The sequence below is a fragment of the Ruegeria sediminis genome (genome assembly GCF_005938215.1).
GTDB lineage: Bacteria > Pseudomonadota > Alphaproteobacteria > Rhodobacterales > Rhodobacteraceae > Ruegeria > Ruegeria sediminis.
In genome coordinates, this window is the sequence record NZ_VCPD01000003.1 from 403147 (window position 1) to 421103 (window position 17957).

The following is a 17957-nucleotide window of genomic DNA, read 5'->3' on the forward strand; positions in this document are numbered from 1 at the left end:
TCAGTTGCTTTCGCGTCGCTCGCGGATCTCGCGTTCGCGCATGGGGGTCTTGTCGATCGAGCGGGTGATCTCGCGCACGCTCCATGGCGCCGGCTTGCGCAGTTTGACGACGCCGTCCTTGTCCACCAGCACCAGCTGGAAACCGCGCGGGCGCAGCTTGCTGCGCACTGCGGACCGGGCCTTGGGGTCGGTGTCCGTAAGCACCACCACGTCGCGGTCGCGCAGCATCGCCTCACCCTCGCGCAGCATCTCGATCTGCTGCTGGAAGCGGGGATCGGCCGGGCTGTCGGCAAATACGACGATCGGCCGGTTCACCCACAGGAACTCGCTCAGATCGGTGTCGCCCGCCGCCCGGACCAGTTCGTCCTCGGCAGGCAACGTTGCGTCCGCGGCCATCGCGGCCAGGGGGATTAGTGCAGAGAAAACAATGGCTAGCGTGCGTGTCATTTGGTCTCCTGTCACATTGAATATAGACGCTGCCGAGGTGAATGCGACAAGGGAATTGCATGAACGCAGCAAAAACATTGTCGCAGTCCGCTGCGCCGGAGAGGCGGAATGACGATGCGCGCGTTCCCTTTGGCCCGGCCTGACGGCCCGACGCAACCGATCGACAAGCAAAGTGAAGGATCGGCGGGGCAGAGCCCGCCGCGACTGGAATCGACAAGAGGAAGACGCAATGAGCAAGACCGACGACTGGCGCGCGCTGGCTGAGAAGGAGCTGCGCGGCCGTTCTGTTGACGATTTGACCCGCACGACGCTGGAAGGCATCAAGGTCAAACCGCTCTATACCGAAGAAGATACGGCCAACCTGCCGCACATGGGATCGCTGCCGGGTTTCGGCCCCTTCACCCGCGGGGTCAAGGCGACGATGTATGCGGGCCGTCCCTGGACCATCCGGCAATATGCCGGGTTCTCCACCGCCGAGGAATCGAACGCCTTTTACCGCCGCAACCTGGCCGCCGGTCAGCAGGGCGTGTCGGTGGCCTTCGACCTGGCGACGCATCGCGGCTATGACAGCGATCACCCCCGCGTGGTCGGCGACGTCGGCAAGGCCGGGGTGGCCATCGACAGCGTCGAGGACATGAAGATCCTGTTCGACGGCATTCCGCTGGACCAGGTCTCGGTTTCGATGACCATGAACGGTGCGGTGATCCCGATTCTCGCCAGTTTCATCGTCGCCGGAGAAGAGCAGGGGCATGACAAGTCGCTGCTGGCCGGAACCATTCAGAACGACATTCTGAAAGAGTTCATGGTGCGCAACACCTACATCTATCCGCCCGAACCGTCGATGCGGATCATCTCGGACATCATCGAATACACGTCGAACGAGATGCCCAAGTTCAATTCGATCTCGATCTCCGGCTATCACATGCAGGAGGCCGGCGCGAACCTGGTGCAGGAACTGGCCTATACCCTGGCCGACGGGCGCGAATACGTGCGCGCCGCGATCAACGCGGGCATGGACGTGGACAAGTTCGCCGGGCGGCTGTCGTTCTTCTTCGCCATCGGCATGAACTTCTTCATGGAGATCGCCAAGCTGCGCGCCGCGCGCACGCTCTGGCACCGCGTGATGACCGAGTTCGGGGCCAAGTCCGAACGCTCCAAGATGCTGCGCACCCATTGCCAGACATCCGGCGTGAGCCTGCAGGAGCAGGACCCCTACAACAACGTGATCCGCACCGCCTACGAAGCGATGAGCGCGGTTCTGGGCGGCACCCAGTCCCTGCACACCAACGCGCTGGACGAAGCCATCGCGCTGCCGACCGATTTCTCGGCCCGGATCGCGCGGAACACGCAGCTGGTTCTGCAGGAGGAGACAGGCGTGACCGACGTGGTCGATCCGCTGGCCGGCTCCTACTATGTCGAAAGCCTGACCAACGATCTGATCGACAAGGCCTGGGCGCTGATGGAAGAGGTCGAAGAGATGGGCGGCATGACCAAGGCCGTGGCCTCGGGCATGCCCAAGCTCAGGATCGAGGAATCCGCCGCGCGCCGTCAGGCCATGATCGACAGGGGCGAAGAGGTGATCGTAGGCGTCAACAAGTACCGCAAGGCGCAGGAAGACCCGATCGACATTCTGGACGTGGACAACGTGGCCGTGCGCGACGCGCAGATCGCCCGGTTGCAGCGCATCCGTTCGACGCGGGACGAGACCGCCTGCCAGAAGGCCCTGGACGAGCTGACCCGCTGCGCGCGGGAAGGCGGCAATCTGCTAGCGGCGGCTGTCGAGGCCGCGCGCGCCCGTGCATCCGTAGGAGAGATCAGCATGGCGATGGAAAAGGAATTCGGCCGTCATCGCGCCGAGGTTAAGACGCTGGCCGGGGTCTACGGCGCGGCCTACGAGGGTGACGAGGGCTTTGCCGCGATCCAGAAGTCGATCGAGGAATTCGCCGAGGCCGAAGGGCGCCGTCCCCGCCTGCTGGTCGTCAAGATGGGGCAGGACGGTCACGACCGGGGCGCCAAGGTGATCGCGACGGCCTTTGCCGACATCGGGTTCGACGTGGATGTGGGGCCGCTGTTCCAGACCCCCGCCGAAGCGGCGCAGGACGCCATCGACAACGACGTCCACGTGATCGGCATCTCAAGCCAGGCCGCGGGCCACAAGACGCTGGCGCCGCAACTGGTCGAGGAACTGAAAAAGGCCGGTGCCGAGGACATCATCGTGATCTGCGGCGGGGTGATCCCGCAGCAGGATTACCAGTTCCTCTACGATCACGGGGTCAAGGCGATCTTCGGACCGGGCACGAACATCCCCGAGGCGGCGCAGGACATCCTGAAGCTGATCGCCGAGGCGCGCGGCTGAACCCGCGATGCAAAAACGCGCGGTCATCCTGACGGGAATGGCGGCGGGCGCGCTGTGGGCGTTCGCCGTCGTCGGGGTACCGCAGCAGCTTGACCTGCCTTTCCTTCCTCTGCCGATGGCCCTGCCGCTGGCATTTCTGCTGCCCGGCCTGGTGATGACCGCAATGGTCGGGCGGCTGGCGCAGCGCAGGTTCTTCGACGACGCCATCATTGATGGAGAGTCTTTCGCACGGGGAACCGCCGCCGAAATCGATCAGCGGGTTCTGACGAACACGGCCGAGCAACTGGTTCTCGCCCTCGCGATCTGGCCCTTCGCCGCGCTGACGCTGGGCGGCGGTGTCGCGATCGCGCTGGGACTGTCCTTCGGTCTGACGCGGGTCCTGTTCTGGATCGGCTATCACCGCTCGCCACCGCTGCGCGGGTTCGGTTTCGCGGCGACCTTCTATCCGACCGTGCTGGCGGCCCTGTGGTCGCTGACCGCCTGGCTTGTCTGAAGCCGTCGCATCACCGCTTTTTCCGTTGTGCCGGATGGCGGGAGAGGTAGGGTTCGGGCAACGGAGGAGATGCCATGGAACTCGATCATCTTGCGGTCGCGGCCGCGACGCTGGACGAAGCCGCCGAGCGCGTGGAAACCGCGCTTGGCGTCCGGATGCAGCCCGGCGGGCACCATGCGAAATTCGGAACCTACAACAGGCTGCTGGGGCTGGCGGACGGGCTCTACCTCGAAGCCATCGCCATCGACCCTGATGCGCCCGACCCGGACCGGCCGCGCTGGTTCGACCTGGACCGGTTCAGCGGCCCCGCGCGGCTGAGCAACTGGATCTGCCGGGTAAAGGACCTGGACGCAGCCCTCGCCGGGCTGCCCGATGGGGCGGGCGCGCCTGTCGATCTGGAACGCGGCGCGCTGCGCTGGATGATGGCGGTGCCCGGGGACGGACGCCTGCCCTACGACAACCTCTTTCCGGCGCTCATCCAGTGGCAGGGCGACCTGCATCCCGGCAACATGCTGGAACCCAGCGGATGCAGTCTGAAACGGCTGGTCGTCGCGCACCCGCAGGCGCGGGATCTGTCGGCGCTGCTCGGGTCTCTGCCGCGCGTGGAACTGGTGACGGGGCCGGCAGGACTGCGGGCCGAAATCGAAACACCGCACGGCCTGCGGGTGCTGGAATGACGGTTCGCCCGGCAACGCCGGAGGATGCCGTGGCAATCGCGACGATCACCAACGCGATCATCCGCGACACGCTGATCACCTTCACGACCGATCTGCGGACCCCCGAGGCGATCGCGGCGGACATTGCGGCGCGGGGGCCGGCCTATCTGGTCGCGGAACTCGGCGGCGGCATTGCCGGTTTCGCGACCTACGGCCCGTTCCGCGCCGGTCCGGGCTATGTCCATACCAGAGAACACACCGTGCAGCTGGGGCCGGAGGCGCGCGGCAAGGGGCTGGGGCGCGAACTGATGCACCGGCTGGAGGCGGTGGCGCGGGACAACGGCGTTCACGTGCTGGTCGCGGGCGTGTCGGGCGAGAACGCCGCGGGCATCGCCTTTCACGCAGCCCTGGGTTATGCCGAAGTGGGCCGGTTGCCGCAGGTCGGGCGCAAGCGGGAGCGGTGGTTGGACCTTGTTCTGATGCAGAAAATTCTCGGCCGGGCGGGAACGGTTGCACCTGACAGGGGCAGCGGCGCAGGATAGGGTGAGGCCATGTCACTCTGGACCCGCATCTCCGACGCGATCAGCGCATTGGCCAAAGGCGAAAGCCTGGCCGCGGTGTTCGAACGTCTGCGAACGCCGCCCGAAAGATCCGTCGCCTTCGCCATCGCCGTGATCGCCCTTGGCGCCAAGATGGCCAAGGCGGACGGGCAGGTGACGCGGGACGAGGTGACGGCGTTTCGCGAAGTGTTCCAGATCGCCCGGGAAGACGAGGACGGCGCGGCGCGCGTGTTCAACATGGCGCGCACCGATGTCGCGGGCTATCAGGATTATGCGCGCAAGATCAAACGGATGTTCGCCGAAGACAGCGCAACCCTGTGCGACCTGATGGAGGGTCTCTTCCACATCGCGATGGCCGACGGGTTCTATCACCCGGGCGAGAACGAGTTCTTGGAAGAGGTCAGCCGGATCTTCGGCCAGACCGAAGCGCAGTTCAAGGCGCTGCGCGCGCGCTTCGTTCCCGACGCGCAGGCGGATCCCTACACCATTCTCGGGGTGACGCCGGACATGCCCTTGCCGGAGATCCGCAAGATCTGGCGGCAGCTTGTGCGCGAAACGCATCCTGATGCGATGATGGCGCGCGGCGTCCCCGAAGAGGCGATCCGCCTTGCCGAGAAAAGGATGATCGACATCAACCGCGCCTGGGACGAGATCAACGGCGCGCGGGTGTGATGCCATGCGGCTGGCGACCTACAACATCGAATGGTTCGCCAATCTCTTCGACAGGAACGACGCGCTGATCGTCGATGACAGCTGGTCCGGGCGGCACGACGTCACCAAGGCGCAGCAGGTCGAAGCGGTGGCCAAGGTTCTGACCGCGCTTGACGCCGACGCGGTCATGATCGTCGAAGCGCCCAATACCGGGCGCACGCAGAACACCATTCGGGCGCTCGAGCGGTTCGTCAGGGCTTTCGACCTGCGCACCCGCGAAGCGGTTATGGGTTTCGCCAACGAAACCCATCAGGAACTGGCCATGCTCTACGACCCGGACCGGCTGACCGCGCGCCACGATCCGCAAGGGCCGCCGACCGGCAAGAAGGGCAGCGGCGAGGCGCCCCGGTTCGACGGCACGTTCCGCATCGACCTGGATGTCGATGCAACCGAGGATATCGTGCGCTTCTCCAAGCCGCCCATCGAACTGGCGGTGCGTACCCGGTCCGGGACCGAGCTGAGGATCCTCGGCGCGCATCTCAAGTCCAAGTACCCGCACGGCGCCGAGACCCGGGACGAGGAGATCCAGATCTCGATCTCCAACCGGCGCAAGCAGCTGGCGCAGGCGATCTGGCTGCGGGCCCGGCTGGAGCGGCACCTGGAGGCGGGCGAAAACGTGATCCTGATGGGCGATCTGAACGACGGCCCGGGGCTGGACCAGTTCGAACACCTGTTCGGCCGGTCCTCGGTCGAAATCCTGCTGGAGGCGGGGCTTTACGACCCGAATGCCGTCAAGTCCCGGCAACTGCGCCCCGGCCCTCTGCCCACCACCGCGCGGTTCCAGTTGCCGGAGAAGGGGCGCTATCTGCAGGCCCTGCTCGACTACATCATGATCAGCCCGGGTTTGCGCGAGCGGCAGCCGTCCTGGCGGATCTGGCACCCGTTCGACGATGTGGAATGCTGGCAGATGCCGGAGCTGCGCAACGCCCTGCTGACCGCCTCGGATCATTTCCCGGTATCGCTCGATATCGACATATGACCTTTGAAGGACGCCCGGCAGCGCCCTATATTCGAGACATGAAACGGTTCCTTGCCATTTGCGCCATCGCCGGCCTGCCCGCCCTTCCCGCCGCCGCCGAAGAAGAGACCGGGCCGTCCCTGATGGAACAGGGGGCCGAGCTGTTCTTCGAAGGGCTGCGGCAGGAAATGGAGCCGGCGCTGGACAGCCTGCGGGGCATGGCCGAAGAATTCGGCCCCTCGATCCGGTCGTTTCTCGAAGTGATGGGCCCGGCGCTGGCCGAACTGGCGACCGAGGTCCGCGACTGGAGCGCCTATGAGGCGCCTGAAATGCTGCCCAACGGCGACATCATCATTCGCAAGAAGCCGCAGCCCGAACCGGACGCACCGCAGGACGACGGCCAGAACGAGGGACCAGAGGCGCCGGACGGCGGAACCGACATCTAGCCGGGGACAGGGGCCGTCTACCGACCCACACGTCATTTCTGCACGGTCACCTTGACCTCGGACTTGAGCGCATCCGCAAGGGATTTCAGCCTGGCCTCGGCCACTTCGCTGAATAGCGGAACCGTGGCCTTGGGCAGGACGAGCTCAAGCACCTTCTTTTTCGGATAGAAGCGCAGCCTGCCCATCTTGACCTCATGCTGCATCCAGAGCATCGCGCCAAAACGCATGGCCTTGCCCAGAACTTCGGCCTGCTTCTGGCCGTTCTCGTCGAGCAATCCGTAAAGCGCCTCGAACTGATCGCTTTCGCGCTTGTTCCGGTAGCGATGCTGAAGCGCGAGACCGATGAAAATGCGCTCGGAATGCTTCAGGCCGCCCAGGTTCGCGCGGGTCACGTTGTCGAAACAGATTTCGGCCCGGTAATCCGGATGCGCCCGCCACGAGACATCGTGCAGCAGGCAGGCCGCCTTGATCAGCCGCACCTTCGACGCCGGAGCCGAGCGGAACAGCGGCATGACGAAGTCGAACAGATGTTTGCCGAATCCCGGCAGGCGGGCATCCTTGGCTTCGGAGAAGTAACTGGCTTCGATCAGCGGATCGCGGTCCCGCAGGCGCTGCGGCATCTGTTCGTAAAGCAGCCCCTCGCGGATGCCGTAGCTCGATATGGCGATGTCCTTGGGCTTGAAGGTCCGGATCAGGCGCGACAGCACGTCCATCGCATAGGGCAGCAGCGCCATGCGCGACCCGGACACGCCCGCCTTGGAGCGGATCTTTTCGGGATCTGACGCTTCGATGAACTTGATCGTGTCCCGGACCTGTTTCGTGGTCATGCGGTATTCGTGCAGGACCTTCAGCGGGTATCCCCGCCGCAGCATGTCGATACGGGCAAAGGCGCGCCAGCTGCCGCCAACCAGAAACAGCCTGTCCCGCTGGGGGCCAAGCCGGTTCGTCAGATCTTCCATGACCGCCTTGATGTGGTCCTTGCGGCCACGCCGGCCGCCCTTGATGTCCTTGAGCTTCAGCGGGCCGAGCGGCGTGCTGACCCGGCGCCCGACCTTGCCGCCGCCGATCTCGGCCAGTTCCATAGAAGACCCGCCAATGTCGCAGATCAGACCGTGCGCGCCCGGCCATCCCAGCAGCACACCCTGCGCGGAAAGCCGGGCCTCTTCCTCGCCGTTGATGACGGCGATGCGCAGACCGGTTTCTCTTTCGACTTCGGCGCAGAACTCGGGCCCGTCGGACGCCTCGCGAACGGCGGCCGTCGCCACCGCGTGCAGGGGCGGCAGATCGAGATCGGCGGCCAGATGCTGGAAACGTCTGAGGGCGTCCATCGCGCGGACGCGGCCGCGCGGGTTCAGGCGGCCGGTATCGGACAGGCCGGCACCCAGGGCGCACATGACCTTTTCGTTGTAGAAATAAGCGGGCGAGCGGGCAGCCCCGTCGAAGACGACCATCCGGACCGAGTTCGATCCCACATCCACCACGCCGACCCGGGACAGGGCGCGGGCGCTGGGGTCGTCGAACAAGGGTCGGCCAAATGGCCCCCAATCGGGAACGGTGGTTTCGGCTGGTTTGTCCATCTTTCTCCGGCCCTTGCCGCTGGCAGGATGCGAAATCCCGTGTTTCAGGTCAATTGCCGGCCCGTGCGGCATCTGCGTCATCGTTGAGCACCCGGATGGCGAGCGCGCGGGTGATCTCGCGCTTTTCGGCCAGCGCGACGCGGTCCAGACGCCGGACCACCTCGGCGGCGGTCGCAAAGCGGCGGTCCATGTGTTTCACCAGATAGGGAATAACCTCGGGGCGCGGGTTGAGTTGCCGGTCCACGAACAGTTTGGCAAGCACAGCGCAGAGCAGCGCGTCGTCGGGCGGCTCCAGCGCCACGTGATGCGCGCCCTCGATCCGGCTTTGCAGATCCGCAAGGGGCAGATGCCAGAGGTTGGGCGTCAGACGGCCGGTCATCAGCAGGGCCTTGCCCTCGGCCAGCACGAGGTTGTGCAGGTGGAACAGGGTCTTCTGCTGCTCCATGTCGCCAGCGATATCGGGCACGTCCTCTACCGCGACCGGGCCGCGGGCCAGGTCGGGCACGTCCTCGTGCCCCAGCGCCGCCGCCTGCACGATCCGCCCGCCGGTCTCGCCCGCCCAGACATGGGCCAGATGGGTCTTGCCGGATCCGGCGGGGCCGCTCAGCACCATCTTCTTTCCCGGCCAGGACGAGGCCGAGATCATCGCGACAGCCAGGGCGTTTGCCGGCGAGACAAAGAAATCCTCCCGCCCCAGCGCCGTCTTGGCTGGCAGATCAAAGCTCAGTTGTCTGGCCATTCAGTCGTCGTCCTGCTCCTGTCCGACAAGCCCCGTATACAGGCGGCTGGTCAGATACTGCCCCGTGGCAAATCGCGCAAGCACGCCCAGGGCCGCGGCCACCGGAACCGCGATCAGCATTCCGACAAAGCCGAACAGGGCGCCGAAGACCGACAGCGCCAGCAACAGCCAGACCGGATGCAGACCGACGGAACTGCCGACCAGCTTGGGGGTCAGGAAATTCCCCTCGACCACCTGGCCGGTGACGAAAATGGCGGCGACCAGCCCGATTGAGGCCCAGTCGCCCCAGAACTGGAACAGCGCCAGCCCGATCGCCAGCGAGCCTCCGATCAGCGAGCCGAGATAGGGAATGAAGGTGATCAGCCCCGCGATGAAGCCCACGATCAGGCCGAATTGCAGGCCGACCGCCATCAGGGCCACGGCATAGTAGGTGCCGAGGATCAGGCAGACGCTGCCCATGCCGCGCACGAAGGACGCCAGCACGTTGTCGATGTCGCCCGCCAGCCGCCGGATCACCGGCGCGTGATCCCGCGGCAAAAGCTGGTCCAGCCGGGCGATCATCCGGTCCCAGTCCAGCAGCAGATAGACCGTCACCACAGGCACGATCACCAGCAGGATGACGACGTTGATCGCGGAACCCACCGATGCGACGATGGCCTGTACGACCTCTCCGGTCTTGGATTTGAGCGTTTCGCCGACGGAGACAAGGAACTGATGCGTGTTGGAATTCCGGTCCAGAATCGCGGGGAACCGCTCTTCGATGAACGTGCGGAAGTTCTTGAAGAGCTGCGGAAACGCTTCGGTCAGTTCGACCAGCTGGGTGACGAGGGCGGGCACCACCATCACCAGGGCAAGGACGAAAACGACCATGCCGACGATGCTGATAAGCGCCGTGGCGGCGATGCGCGACAGGCCCAGCCCTTCCAGCCGGTCCGCCACCGGGTCCAGGAAATAGGCGATGGCGCCGCCGATCACGAAGGGCAGCAGAACGTCCCCCAGCAGCCACAGGACAAGGACGAAGACCGCCGCCGCAATACCCCAATACCTGAGCTGGTCCCTCACCGGCAAAGCCATCGTGCGTTCCTTCGTTGCGGCACTTGCAAACTTACTTGGCCCATGGGCGCGCGCGATGCAAGCAATTCGGGGACCGGGGAAATCGCCGTTCAGTTGTGCAAGGTGCCAAGCTCGGGCGTGTCGTCGCCCGCGGTCTCGTCGGACCAGTTGGTGCGCCAGATTTCCGCCGACCAGTGGCCGCAATGGACCGCGGGCCGGTCGAATCCGGGGATCGGCTCCAGCAGCGGTTTCACGACGACATCGTGCCGCGGCACGGCGAAATAGGGGAAGGAATAGCGTTCCTGTCCCGAACGGTTCACCACCCGGTGCGGCGTGGATTTCAGCCGTCCGCCGGACCACAGCTCCAGCATGTCGCCGATGTTGACGACGAAACCGCCCGGCGGGCAATCGGGCGTGATCCAGTCGCCGCCTCGCGTGCGCACCTCCAGCCCGCCGACGGGATCGGGCGCGATGATGGTCAGGGCATCGGTGTCCTTGTGGGGGTGAATGCCGTACCCGTCCTCGTCGGGCGCCTGCGGCGGATAGTGCAGCAGGGTCATGTTGGTCAGCGGGTCCTCGAACGCGCTGCGCAGGACGCCGGCTTCAAGACCGAGACCATCCTCCAGAGCGCCGAGCAACAGGAGGGCCACGGCGTCAAGCTCGGCCCAATAGCCCAAGATGGTTTTCCGCGCGGCCGGCACTTCGCGCGGCCAGCGGTTCGGCCCGTAAAGAGGGCAGGCGGCCCGGATCGGCGCGTCCTCCGGAACTTCCTGATGCAGCTTGTACCCCTCGTACCTGTCCGGAGTGCCGCTGCCGTCATTGGGCGTGAAGAACCCCATCGGAATGTAGCCGCGGTAATTCTGGCGGGTGATCGCCTGATCCCATTTGTCCGGCTCAGGCACGTCGAAGATCTGGCGGACGACGGTGCGCATTGCCTCGATCGTTTCCTGGGCGACGCCTGTCCCGGTGACCGAAAGAAAGCCGATGCCGGTGCAGGCGTCCAGGATGCGCCCGACGGTTGCCGCCCGGTCCGGGTGGCCAGCGTCGCGCAACGGCGAAATGTCGATCGTCGGGATGCGTTCCATCAGTGGATCCTCACGCCTTGCCGGTCCAGCTCCTTCCGGACGGCCGCCATGTCAAGCTCGTCCAGCTCGCGGTTGCTGGTCAGCGCGATCGCCGCCGCGATGCCCGCGCCCTGTCCCTGGACCGCGCAGCAGGCCATGTTGCGCGTCGCCGCGTGCGCGATCCGGTCGCCGCCGGTCGAGCGTCCGGCGACCAGCAACCCCTTCACCCCCTTGGGCAGCATGGAGCGATAGGGGATCTGCATGTAGCGCCCGGTGGTCGGCAGGATCAGGATGCCGTAGCCGTCGATGAACTCGGGATAGATGCCGATCGAGTCCTCGAACCGGCCCTGGTTGCGGACATCCGACTCGGTCATGTTGTAGACGGCGTCGATCTTGCGGGTGTCCCGGATGCCGATGGTCATGCCGAAATTGCGCAGCCGCGCGTTTTCGCAGCCGGGCATGAACCGGCGCAGCGCGTCGATGGCCAGCATGGTCTGGCGGCGTCCCTCGATCTCGCCCCGGGTCAGGCTGTCCGGGTCCGTGCCGTCGATCCGGTCCAGGTGGATCAGGTTCATGTAGGTCAGCTCGCCCGTGTCATGCATCGCGCCCCATGTCCCCGCGATGGTGATCAGATGCGGCGGAATCAGGCCCTCGGCGATGGCCCGGGCGAAGGGCTTGTGGATGAAGGGCGAGAACATGTCGTCCTCCTTGCCCGAGGTCTCGATGTTCCATTCGCCGCCGCCGCCCCAATCCTTGTAGGTCTGGGGATCGGCCTTGATCCCCTCGATGAAGGCGCGCTTGTCCACGCCGGCAAGGTGGAACATGACCGAGGCGGCCATCATCTTCTCCGGCGCGCTCTTGCAGGTCGGCGCACCCGCGCGTTCGGCCACGTCGGCGTCGCCGGTCGCGTCGATCACCACCCTGGCCAGGATCGCCTCGCGGCCCGCCTTGGATTCCGCGATCACGCCGACGACGCGGTCGCCTTCCATGATCGGCGCGACGAATTGCCGGTGTAGCATCGGATGGATGCCGGCCTCTTCCACTAGCCTGTCGGCCACCAGCTTGAACCCCTCGCTGTCGAGCTCATAGCTCAGCGACTGGCTTTCCGGGACGGCCGCGCCCATCTCCTTGGCGCGCTGCTCGAATTCCCAGCCGATGCCGCCGGCCTCGACCGTCTTTTCGTGCCGGTACCAGGCGAACCCTTCGACGCCGACCGCCGTGATGTTGCCGCCGAAACAGCCGAACCGGTCCATCAGCGACACCTCGGCCCCGGCGCGCGCCGCGGCAAGGGCCGCCGCCAGCCCGGCCGGACCCGATCCGACCACCAATACGTCCGTCTTGTGGGTTACTGGCGTCTGGCGTGCCGGTTCCGAAATATGTTCCATCTGGCCCCCCTCAACTTCGGTTGGCGCCACCATTTGAGTTCTTGATCGGCCAGTCAATCTAAAATGCGACCAGCGCCCGGTCGCAAAAGCGCCAGAGTCCGATTGCCTGTCGCGCGTTGATCGCATAGACCGCCAACAAAACCGCCCGTGTGACGAAAAAGAGAGAGCCTATGCGCCTGTCCCGCTATTTTCTGCCTGTTCTCAAGGAGAACCCTTCGGAGGCCCAGATCGTCAGCCATCGCCTGATGCTGCGCGCCGGGATGATCAAGCAAGCCGCCGCCGGAATCTACTCGTGGCTTCCCCTAGGCTTCAAGGTGCTGCGCAAGATCGAGAACATCGTCCACGAAGAACAGATCCGCGCCGGGCACATCCCGATGCTGATGCCGACGCTGCAATCGGCCGACCTGTGGCGCGAAAGCGGCCGCTATGACGACTACGGCCAGGAGATGCTGCGGATCAAGGACCGTCACGACCGCGACATCCTCTACGGTCCCACCAACGAAGAACTGATCACCGACATCTTCCGCGGCCATGTCAGCAGCTACAAGGACCTGCCTCTGACGCTCTACCACATCCAGTGGAAGTTCCGCGACGAGATCCGCCCGCGCTTCGGCGTGATGCGGGGGCGCGAGTTCCTGATGAAGGACGGCTACAACTTCGACCTGACCAAGGAAGACGCGCTGCACGCCTACAACCGCCACCTGGTGAGCTATATCCGCACCTACGAACGGATGGGCCTGCAGGCGATCCCGATGCGCGCGGACAGCGGGCCCATCGGCGGCGACGACACCCACGAATTCCTGGTTTTGGCCGACACCGGCGAATCCGAGGTGTTCTATGACAGCGCCGTGACCGACATCCGCCTGGGCAGCCGCGAGATCGACTATGACGACAAGGCGCAGTGCCAGGCGGTGATGGAAGAGTTCACCTCGCTCTACGCCCGCACCGACGAAACCCACGACGAGGCCGTGTTCCAACAGATCCCCGAAGGCCGCCGCCGTTCGGCCCGCGGCATCGAGGTGGGGCAGATCTTCTACTTCGGCACCAAGTATTCCGAGCCGATGGGCGCCAACGTGCAGGGCCCCGACGGCAAGCAGGTGCCGGTTCACATGGGCAGCCACGGCATCGGCGTCAGCCGCCTGGTGGGCGCCATCATCGAGGCCAGCCACGACGACAAGGGCATCATCTGGCCCGAGGGGGTGACGCCCTTCCATTGCGGCATCGTCAACCTCAAGCAGGGCGACGACGAGGCGGATGCGGCCTGCGAACAGCTTTACGCCGCGCTGACCGCGCTCGGGCTGGAGCCGCTCTACGACGACCGCAATGAACGCGCGGGCGGTAAGTTCGCGACCATGGACCTGATCGGCCTGCCCTGGCGCATCACCGTCGGACCGCGCGGCCTCAAGAACGGCGTGGTCGAACTGACCAGCCGCCGCACCGGCGAAAGCGAGGAACTGAGCCCCGAGGCGGCGGTCAGGCAGATCGCCGGGATCTATGGGCGCACAGGCTGACCCGACCGGCAAGCCGCTGATCTCGGTCGTTACGGCGACCTACAATCTGTTGTCGCAGGGCAGGGGAGACAGTTTCCGCCGCGTCGTGGATTGCATGGCGCGGCAGAATTGTCCCGTGGCCGAACACGTCATTCAGGACGGCGCTTCGACGGACGGAACCGTCGAGTTCATCCGGGGCCTGATTGACGGCGCCCCCAGATCGCGCCTGATCAGCGCGCCGGATGGCGGGCTCTATGACGCCATGAACCGAGGGGTCGAAGCGGCCCGGGGCGACTATGTGCTGTTCCTGAATTCCGACGACGCGCTGGCCTCGGACGGCGTGCTGAACGAGGCGGCCGAACGTCTTGCCAGCTGCCGCCCGGATTTCCTGTACGGGGCCACGCTTGGGCACACCGGCGACGACGGCAATGCCGTGCGGTACCGCATGTCGCTCAAGGCGGTGCTGCAGAGGATGCCGTTCTGCCACAATTCGGTTTTCCTGCGGCGCGACGTGTTTCTGGGACTCGGCGGGCACGACACGCAGTTTCCCGTCGCCGCCGATTATGACCTGGTTCTGCGCCTGATCAGCGAGGGATATCGCGGCGAGCGGATGGAGCATCCGGTTTCGCTGTTCTGGACTCGCGGGATTTCCGGCGACGCTGCGCGGACCGCCAAGGATTATGCCCGCGTGTGGGAGAAGTACTTTGCCGGGTATCGCGCGGCGCAAAACCTGACCCAAGGCGATTTTGAAACGTACTACCGCCGGGGGCACATGCCGGCGTCCCTGTTACTGGAAGTTTTGCGAAGGCCGGATACCCCCAGGTCCATCAAGGCTGCGGCGCGCCATAGCTTCTTCAAGACCCTGCGCCGTTCGCTGCAGCCCTGGCGTCGTTTCTAGGCGTTCGCGTCACCCGGGCGCGCACTCAGAATGTCGCCGTCGGCCTGGTCGCCTCGGGCGATCACGACGGGGCGTCCCAGCTTGCGGACCAGGTCCTTCAGGTCCAGCCCAAGAAACCGCAGCCCGCAGACCCGCGCGCCCGTTCGCGTGTCCGTCAGGCACAGCCGCCCGTCGCGGAACGCAAGCCGGTATCCCTTTTCCCTCAGAATGTCCGCCAGCGACCCCCAATTGGCCGCGTTCGTGAACAGCGGACGGATGGCCGCCCGCAGCAGCGCCGCCGTTTCGCAGTCCATGTCGGATGAGGTGTTCGTGACCCCGGCCAGTCTGGGGCTTCCAAAGTGATTATGAAAATCCATGAGCGTACCCTCGCTCCAATCGTACATTTCAACTTCACCATTATGACAAAATTCCACGAAATAATCAAAACGCGAAATAATGTTTCGCATTCACCGTTGCTGGAAGGATTCAGTTTGCGCTCACATCCGGGGATTGTCCCGGCTGTCGCAACCGGATCGAGTGCTTTGCGGGAAATCCGCCGCCGATCGGCGGCGGTGACCCGCCCTGCCCGCGAAACCAGACCTTGACCACGGCGGCATTTGGATTGAGGGTCCCGAAAAATTTTCATCGGAGCAGCAATGGCCGCCACACCACCACCCTTCGCGCCGTTTGAATGGAAGATCGCCTGGCGATACCTGCGGGCCCGCCGGGCCGAGGGCGGCGTCAGCGTGATGACCTGGATTTCGCTGATCGGCATCACGCTGGCGGTTTTCGCGCTGATCGCGACGCTGGCCGTGCGCTCGGGGTTCCGCTCGGAATTCGTCGGCACGATCCTCGGGGCGAACGCGCATGTGACGGTCTATTCCGTCGGCTCCGCGGACGCGCAGGGCGGGGTGGACCGGCGGATCGAGGATTTCGACGCGATGGCCGAACGGGTGGCGCAGGTGCCCGGCGTGATCCGGGCGGCCCCGCTGGTCAAGGGGCAGGTCCTGATCACCAACCGCGATCAAAGTTCGGGCGCCGAGGTGTTCGGCATCCGGCCCGAAGACCTGCGCGACCTTCCCGGCATTGCCGAAAGCGATCAGGCCTATGGCGATCTCGCGCGGTTCGAGGAAGGCATCGCCATCGGATCGGGCATCGCGCGCGCCATCGGCGCTACCGTCGGGGACAGGGTCAGGCTGACCTCGCCCAACGGGGTCAAGACCGCTTTCGGCACGTCGCCCCGCGTGAACGCCTACGAGGTCGTCTACGTCTTTTCCGCCGGGCGCTACGACATCGACCGGACCCGCGTCTACCTGCCCTTCGCCGAGGCGCAGAGCTTCTTCAACCGCGAAGGCATCGCGGACGAGATCGAGGTGATGGTCGAAAGGCCGGAACAGCTCGACAATGTGCTCATCCCGATACTGGACGCCGCCGGCGACGGGGCGCAGGTCTGGACGTGGATGGACGCATCCGGCGGTTTCCTGCGCGCGCTCGAGGTCGAGGACAACGTGATGTTCATCATCCTGTCGATCCTCGTCCTGATCGCGGCCATGAACATCGTTTCGGGCCTGATCATGCTGGTCAAGAACAAGGGGCGCGACATCGGCATCCTGCGCACCATCGGCCTGAGCGAAGGCTCGGTACTGCGGGTGTTCTTCATCTGCGGCGCCTTCACCGGCCTGATCGGCACGGCGCTGGGCGTGGTTCTCGGCTGCCTGTTCGCGATCTACATCGACCCGATCTTTTCCTTCGTGAACTACGCCATGGGCGGCGGGGTCTGGGACCCGGCGATCAGGGGCATCTACGCGCTGCCCGCCGAACTGCACCTTTCCGACGTTCTCAAGGCGGTGGCCCTGTCGCTGGGCCTTTCCTTCTTTGTCACCTATTTCCCCGCCCGCCGCGCGGCGCGGCTGAACCCAGTCGAGGCGCTGCGCTATGAATGACGTGACCCTGCGGCTGAACGGTCTGACCAAGACCTATCTGAAAGGCACCCCGGGCGAGGTGCAGGTGCTGCGCGGCGCCGACCTGGAACTGCGCGCGGGCGAGGCCGTGGCGCTGGTGGCCCCGTCGGGCGCGGGCAAGTCGACGCTGCTGCACATCGCCGGCCTGCTGGACACGCCGGATGTCGGAACCCTCGAGATCGCGGGGCAGGATGCGACCGGCAAGGGCGACCGCACCCGCACCGCGATCCGGCGGCGGGACGTGGGCTTCGTCTACCAGTTCCACCACCTGCTGCCCGAGTTCTCGGCGCTGGAAAACGTCGCCCTGCCGCAATTGGCCAACGGCGTGGCCGAGCGTGCGGCCGAGGCCCGGGCAATGGACCTTCTGTCCCGTGTCGGCGTGGCAGAGCGCGCCCGGCACCGGCCGGCGGAGCTGTCGGGCGGCGAACAGCAGCGCGTCGCCTTCTGTCGCGCGCTGGCGAACAGCCCGCGGATATTGCTGGCGGACGAACCGACCGGCAACCTCGATCCCGGGACTTCGGATCAGGTCTTCGACGCGCTGATGAGCCTTGTGAAGGACACCGGCCTGTCCGCGCTGATCGCGACGCACAACCTGGACCTGGCGGCGCGCATGGACCGCGTGATCCGGCTGGAGGGCGGCATGCTCAGGCCAGCTGAGTGATCGCCACGCCGATGGCCATGACCGCAATGCCGCCGGCGCGCGCCATGGTCAGCGGCGTCACCTGCGCGCCGAACAGGCCGAAATGGTCGATCGCCGCCGTGCTGATGAGCTGGCCGAGCAGAACGAAGAACACGGCGTTTCCCACCCCGAAATGCGGCGCGACATGGGTGATGGACAGCACGTAGAAGGCGACCAGCACGCCGCCCAGGAACAGGTGCTTGGGCGATCCCGCGACCTTGCTCAGGGCGCCCGGGCCGGGAAACAGCAGCAGCACCAGCGCCGACGAGGCCAGCGCCACGGTGAACAGGACGACGGCCGCGGCCGTGGGCGAGTTGATCAGCCGTCCGAGGGCCGCGTTGAGCGCCGCAAGGACCGGTATCCCGATCCCGGCCACAAGCATGATTGCCGCGTATTGTGCCATGTTCCAATTCCCTCTGGCCTCGACTGTTGATTTGGATCATTGCTACTGTGACGGTTGTGGGCAAGCCTGCAAAGGCGTGGAAAGGGCTGGATTTTTCCGAAA

The 17957-nt window shown here is 65.6% G+C and carries 19 protein-coding genes; 11 read left to right on the top strand and 8 right to left on the bottom strand.

The features are described from left to right. Positions 1–447 carry a DUF4174 domain-containing protein gene (locus FGK63_RS10430; protein ID WP_138841891.1) on the bottom strand — a complete coding sequence of 149 codons (447 nt, stop codon included), beginning with the start codon at positions 445–447 and terminating at the stop codon, positions 1–3. A gap of 229 nt (positions 448–676) precedes the next feature. Between FGK63_RS10430 and scpA the strand changes: the two genes are divergently transcribed. The 7 genes from scpA to FGK63_RS10465 all read left to right on the top strand — a co-directional run bounded on the left by scpA (position 677) and on the right by FGK63_RS10465 (position 6627). Then, entirely contained in the window at positions 677–2803 is a 2127-nt protein-coding gene (gene scpA / locus FGK63_RS10435; protein ID WP_138841893.1) for a methylmalonyl-CoA mutase, read from the top strand. 7 nt (positions 2804–2810) lie between these two features. Beyond that, entirely contained in the window at positions 2811–3296 is a 486-nt protein-coding gene (locus FGK63_RS10440) for an MAPEG family protein (protein ID WP_138841895.1), read from the top strand. Between the two features lie 74 nt (positions 3297–3370). Further along, positions 3371–3973 carry a VOC family protein gene (locus FGK63_RS10445; protein WP_138841897.1) on the top strand — a complete coding sequence of 201 codons (603 nt, stop codon included), beginning with the start codon at positions 3371–3373 and terminating at the stop codon, positions 3971–3973. Continuing rightward, positions 3970–4494: a GNAT family N-acetyltransferase gene (locus FGK63_RS10450; protein ID WP_138841899.1), complete on the top strand. Its 525-nt coding sequence runs from the start codon at positions 3970–3972 to the stop codon at positions 4492–4494. The genes FGK63_RS10445 and FGK63_RS10450 overlap by 4 nt, the downstream gene beginning before the upstream one ends. Before the next feature lie 9 nt (positions 4495–4503). Beyond that, positions 4504–5184, top strand: coding sequence for a molecular chaperone DjiA (locus FGK63_RS10455; RefSeq protein WP_138841901.1), 681 nt, complete (start codon positions 4504–4506; stop codon positions 5182–5184). Positions 5185–5188: 4 nt separating this feature from the next. Then, complete coding sequence (locus tag FGK63_RS10460; protein WP_138841903.1) at positions 5189–6202, top strand: endonuclease/exonuclease/phosphatase family protein; 1014 nt, start codon at positions 5189–5191, stop codon at positions 6200–6202. Between the two features lie 38 nt (positions 6203–6240). Further along, on the top strand, positions 6241–6627 hold the full coding sequence (locus tag FGK63_RS10465; RefSeq protein ID WP_138841905.1) for a hypothetical protein: 387 nt from the start codon (positions 6241–6243) through the stop codon (positions 6625–6627). Between the two features lie 32 nt (positions 6628–6659). Here FGK63_RS10465 and FGK63_RS10470 read toward each other — a convergent pair whose 3' ends face one another. The 5 genes from FGK63_RS10470 to FGK63_RS10490 form a co-directional block, all read right to left on the bottom strand. Continuing rightward, entirely contained in the window at positions 6660–8204 is a 1545-nt protein-coding gene (locus tag FGK63_RS10470; protein ID WP_138841907.1) for a Ppx/GppA family phosphatase, read from the bottom strand. A gap of 49 nt (positions 8205–8253) precedes the next feature. Then, on the bottom strand, positions 8254–8943 hold the full coding sequence (locus tag FGK63_RS10475; RefSeq protein WP_138841909.1) for an HdaA/DnaA family protein: 690 nt from the start codon (positions 8941–8943) through the stop codon (positions 8254–8256). After that, positions 8944–10017 carry an AI-2E family transporter gene (locus FGK63_RS10480; protein ID WP_138841911.1) on the bottom strand — a complete coding sequence of 358 codons (1074 nt, stop codon included), beginning with the start codon at positions 10015–10017 and terminating at the stop codon, positions 8944–8946. 89 nt (positions 10018–10106) lie between these two features. Continuing rightward, complete coding sequence (locus tag FGK63_RS10485; protein WP_138841912.1) at positions 10107–11081, bottom strand: isopenicillin N synthase family dioxygenase; 975 nt, start codon at positions 11079–11081, stop codon at positions 10107–10109. Next, positions 11081–12445: an FAD-dependent oxidoreductase gene (locus tag FGK63_RS10490; RefSeq protein WP_138841914.1), complete on the bottom strand. Its 1365-nt coding sequence runs from the start codon at positions 12443–12445 to the stop codon at positions 11081–11083. The genes FGK63_RS10485 and FGK63_RS10490 overlap by 1 nt, the downstream gene beginning before the upstream one ends. A gap of 170 nt (positions 12446–12615) precedes the next feature. Between FGK63_RS10490 and proS the strand changes: the two genes are divergently transcribed. Together proS and FGK63_RS10500 are read left to right on the top strand one after the other, a co-directional pair. Next, a complete protein-coding gene (proS, locus tag FGK63_RS10495; RefSeq protein WP_138841916.1) occupies positions 12616–13956 on the top strand; it encodes a proline--tRNA ligase in 1341 nt (446 codons plus the stop codon). Beyond that, positions 13940–14833 (top strand): glycosyltransferase family 2 protein, encoded by an 894-nt coding sequence (locus tag FGK63_RS10500; protein ID WP_138841918.1) that lies wholly within the window; start codon positions 13940–13942, stop codon positions 14831–14833. Before proS ends, FGK63_RS10500 begins: the two co-directional genes overlap by 17 nt. On the opposite strand, the gene FGK63_RS10505 is transcribed toward FGK63_RS10500, so the two are convergent. Further along, positions 14830–15189: a hypothetical protein gene (locus tag FGK63_RS10505; RefSeq protein WP_138841920.1), complete on the bottom strand. Its 360-nt coding sequence runs from the start codon at positions 15187–15189 to the stop codon at positions 14830–14832. The two genes, FGK63_RS10500 and FGK63_RS10505, sit on opposite strands and share 4 nt — an antisense overlap. Before the next feature lie 279 nt (positions 15190–15468). On the opposite strand from FGK63_RS10505, the gene FGK63_RS10510 reads away from it, so the two are divergent. Both FGK63_RS10510 and FGK63_RS10515 read left to right on the top strand, forming a co-directional pair. Then, positions 15469–16755: a lipoprotein-releasing ABC transporter permease subunit gene (locus FGK63_RS10510; protein WP_138841922.1), complete on the top strand. Its 1287-nt coding sequence runs from the start codon at positions 15469–15471 to the stop codon at positions 16753–16755. Then, on the top strand, positions 16748–17434 hold the full coding sequence (locus tag FGK63_RS10515) for an ABC transporter ATP-binding protein (RefSeq protein ID WP_138841924.1): 687 nt from the start codon (positions 16748–16750) through the stop codon (positions 17432–17434). The genes FGK63_RS10510 and FGK63_RS10515 overlap by 8 nt, the downstream gene beginning before the upstream one ends. On the opposite strand, the gene FGK63_RS10520 is transcribed toward FGK63_RS10515, so the two are convergent. After that, complete coding sequence (locus tag FGK63_RS10520; protein ID WP_138841926.1) at positions 17418–17855, bottom strand: DMT family transporter; 438 nt, start codon at positions 17853–17855, stop codon at positions 17418–17420. The two genes, FGK63_RS10515 and FGK63_RS10520, sit on opposite strands and share 17 nt — an antisense overlap. Positions 17856–17957 lie beyond the last annotated feature (102 nt).

Coding starts and splice junctions, on each gene's coding strand:
- FGK63_RS10515 (WP_138841924.1), top strand. CDS start 16,748: ATGAATGACGTGACCCTGCGGCTGAACGGTCTGACCAAGACCTATCTG.
- FGK63_RS10465 (WP_138841905.1), top strand. CDS start 6,241: ATGAAACGGTTCCTTGCCATTTGCGCCATCGCCGGCCTGCCCGCCCTT.
- scpA (WP_138841893.1), top strand. CDS start 677: ATGAGCAAGACCGACGACTGGCGCGCGCTGGCTGAGAAGGAGCTGCGC.
- FGK63_RS10500 (WP_138841918.1), top strand. CDS start 13,940: ATGGGCGCACAGGCTGACCCGACCGGCAAGCCGCTGATCTCGGTCGTT.
- FGK63_RS10490 (WP_138841914.1), bottom strand. CDS start 12,445: ATGGAACATATTTCGGAACCGGCACGCCAGACGCCAGTAACCCACAAG.
- FGK63_RS10460 (WP_138841903.1), top strand. CDS start 5,189: ATGCGGCTGGCGACCTACAACATCGAATGGTTCGCCAATCTCTTCGAC.
- FGK63_RS10455 (WP_138841901.1), top strand. CDS start 4,504: ATGTCACTCTGGACCCGCATCTCCGACGCGATCAGCGCATTGGCCAAA.
- FGK63_RS10430 (WP_138841891.1), bottom strand. CDS start 447: ATGACACGCACGCTAGCCATTGTTTTCTCTGCACTAATCCCCCTGGCC.
- proS (WP_138841916.1), top strand. CDS start 12,616: ATGCGCCTGTCCCGCTATTTTCTGCCTGTTCTCAAGGAGAACCCTTCG.
- FGK63_RS10470 (WP_138841907.1), bottom strand. CDS start 8,204: ATGGACAAACCAGCCGAAACCACCGTTCCCGATTGGGGGCCATTTGGC.
- FGK63_RS10485 (WP_138841912.1), bottom strand. CDS start 11,081: ATGGAACGCATCCCGACGATCGACATTTCGCCGTTGCGCGACGCTGGC.
- FGK63_RS10440 (WP_138841895.1), top strand. CDS start 2,811: ATGCAAAAACGCGCGGTCATCCTGACGGGAATGGCGGCGGGCGCGCTG.
- FGK63_RS10505 (WP_138841920.1), bottom strand. CDS start 15,189: ATGGATTTTCATAATCACTTTGGAAGCCCCAGACTGGCCGGGGTCACG.
- FGK63_RS10520 (WP_138841926.1), bottom strand. CDS start 17,855: ATGGCACAATACGCGGCAATCATGCTTGTGGCCGGGATCGGGATACCG.
- FGK63_RS10445 (WP_138841897.1), top strand. CDS start 3,371: ATGGAACTCGATCATCTTGCGGTCGCGGCCGCGACGCTGGACGAAGCC.
- FGK63_RS10475 (WP_138841909.1), bottom strand. CDS start 8,943: ATGGCCAGACAACTGAGCTTTGATCTGCCAGCCAAGACGGCGCTGGGG.
- FGK63_RS10480 (WP_138841911.1), bottom strand. CDS start 10,017: ATGGCTTTGCCGGTGAGGGACCAGCTCAGGTATTGGGGTATTGCGGCG.
- FGK63_RS10510 (WP_138841922.1), top strand. CDS start 15,469: ATGGCCGCCACACCACCACCCTTCGCGCCGTTTGAATGGAAGATCGCC.
- FGK63_RS10450 (WP_138841899.1), top strand. CDS start 3,970: ATGACGGTTCGCCCGGCAACGCCGGAGGATGCCGTGGCAATCGCGACG.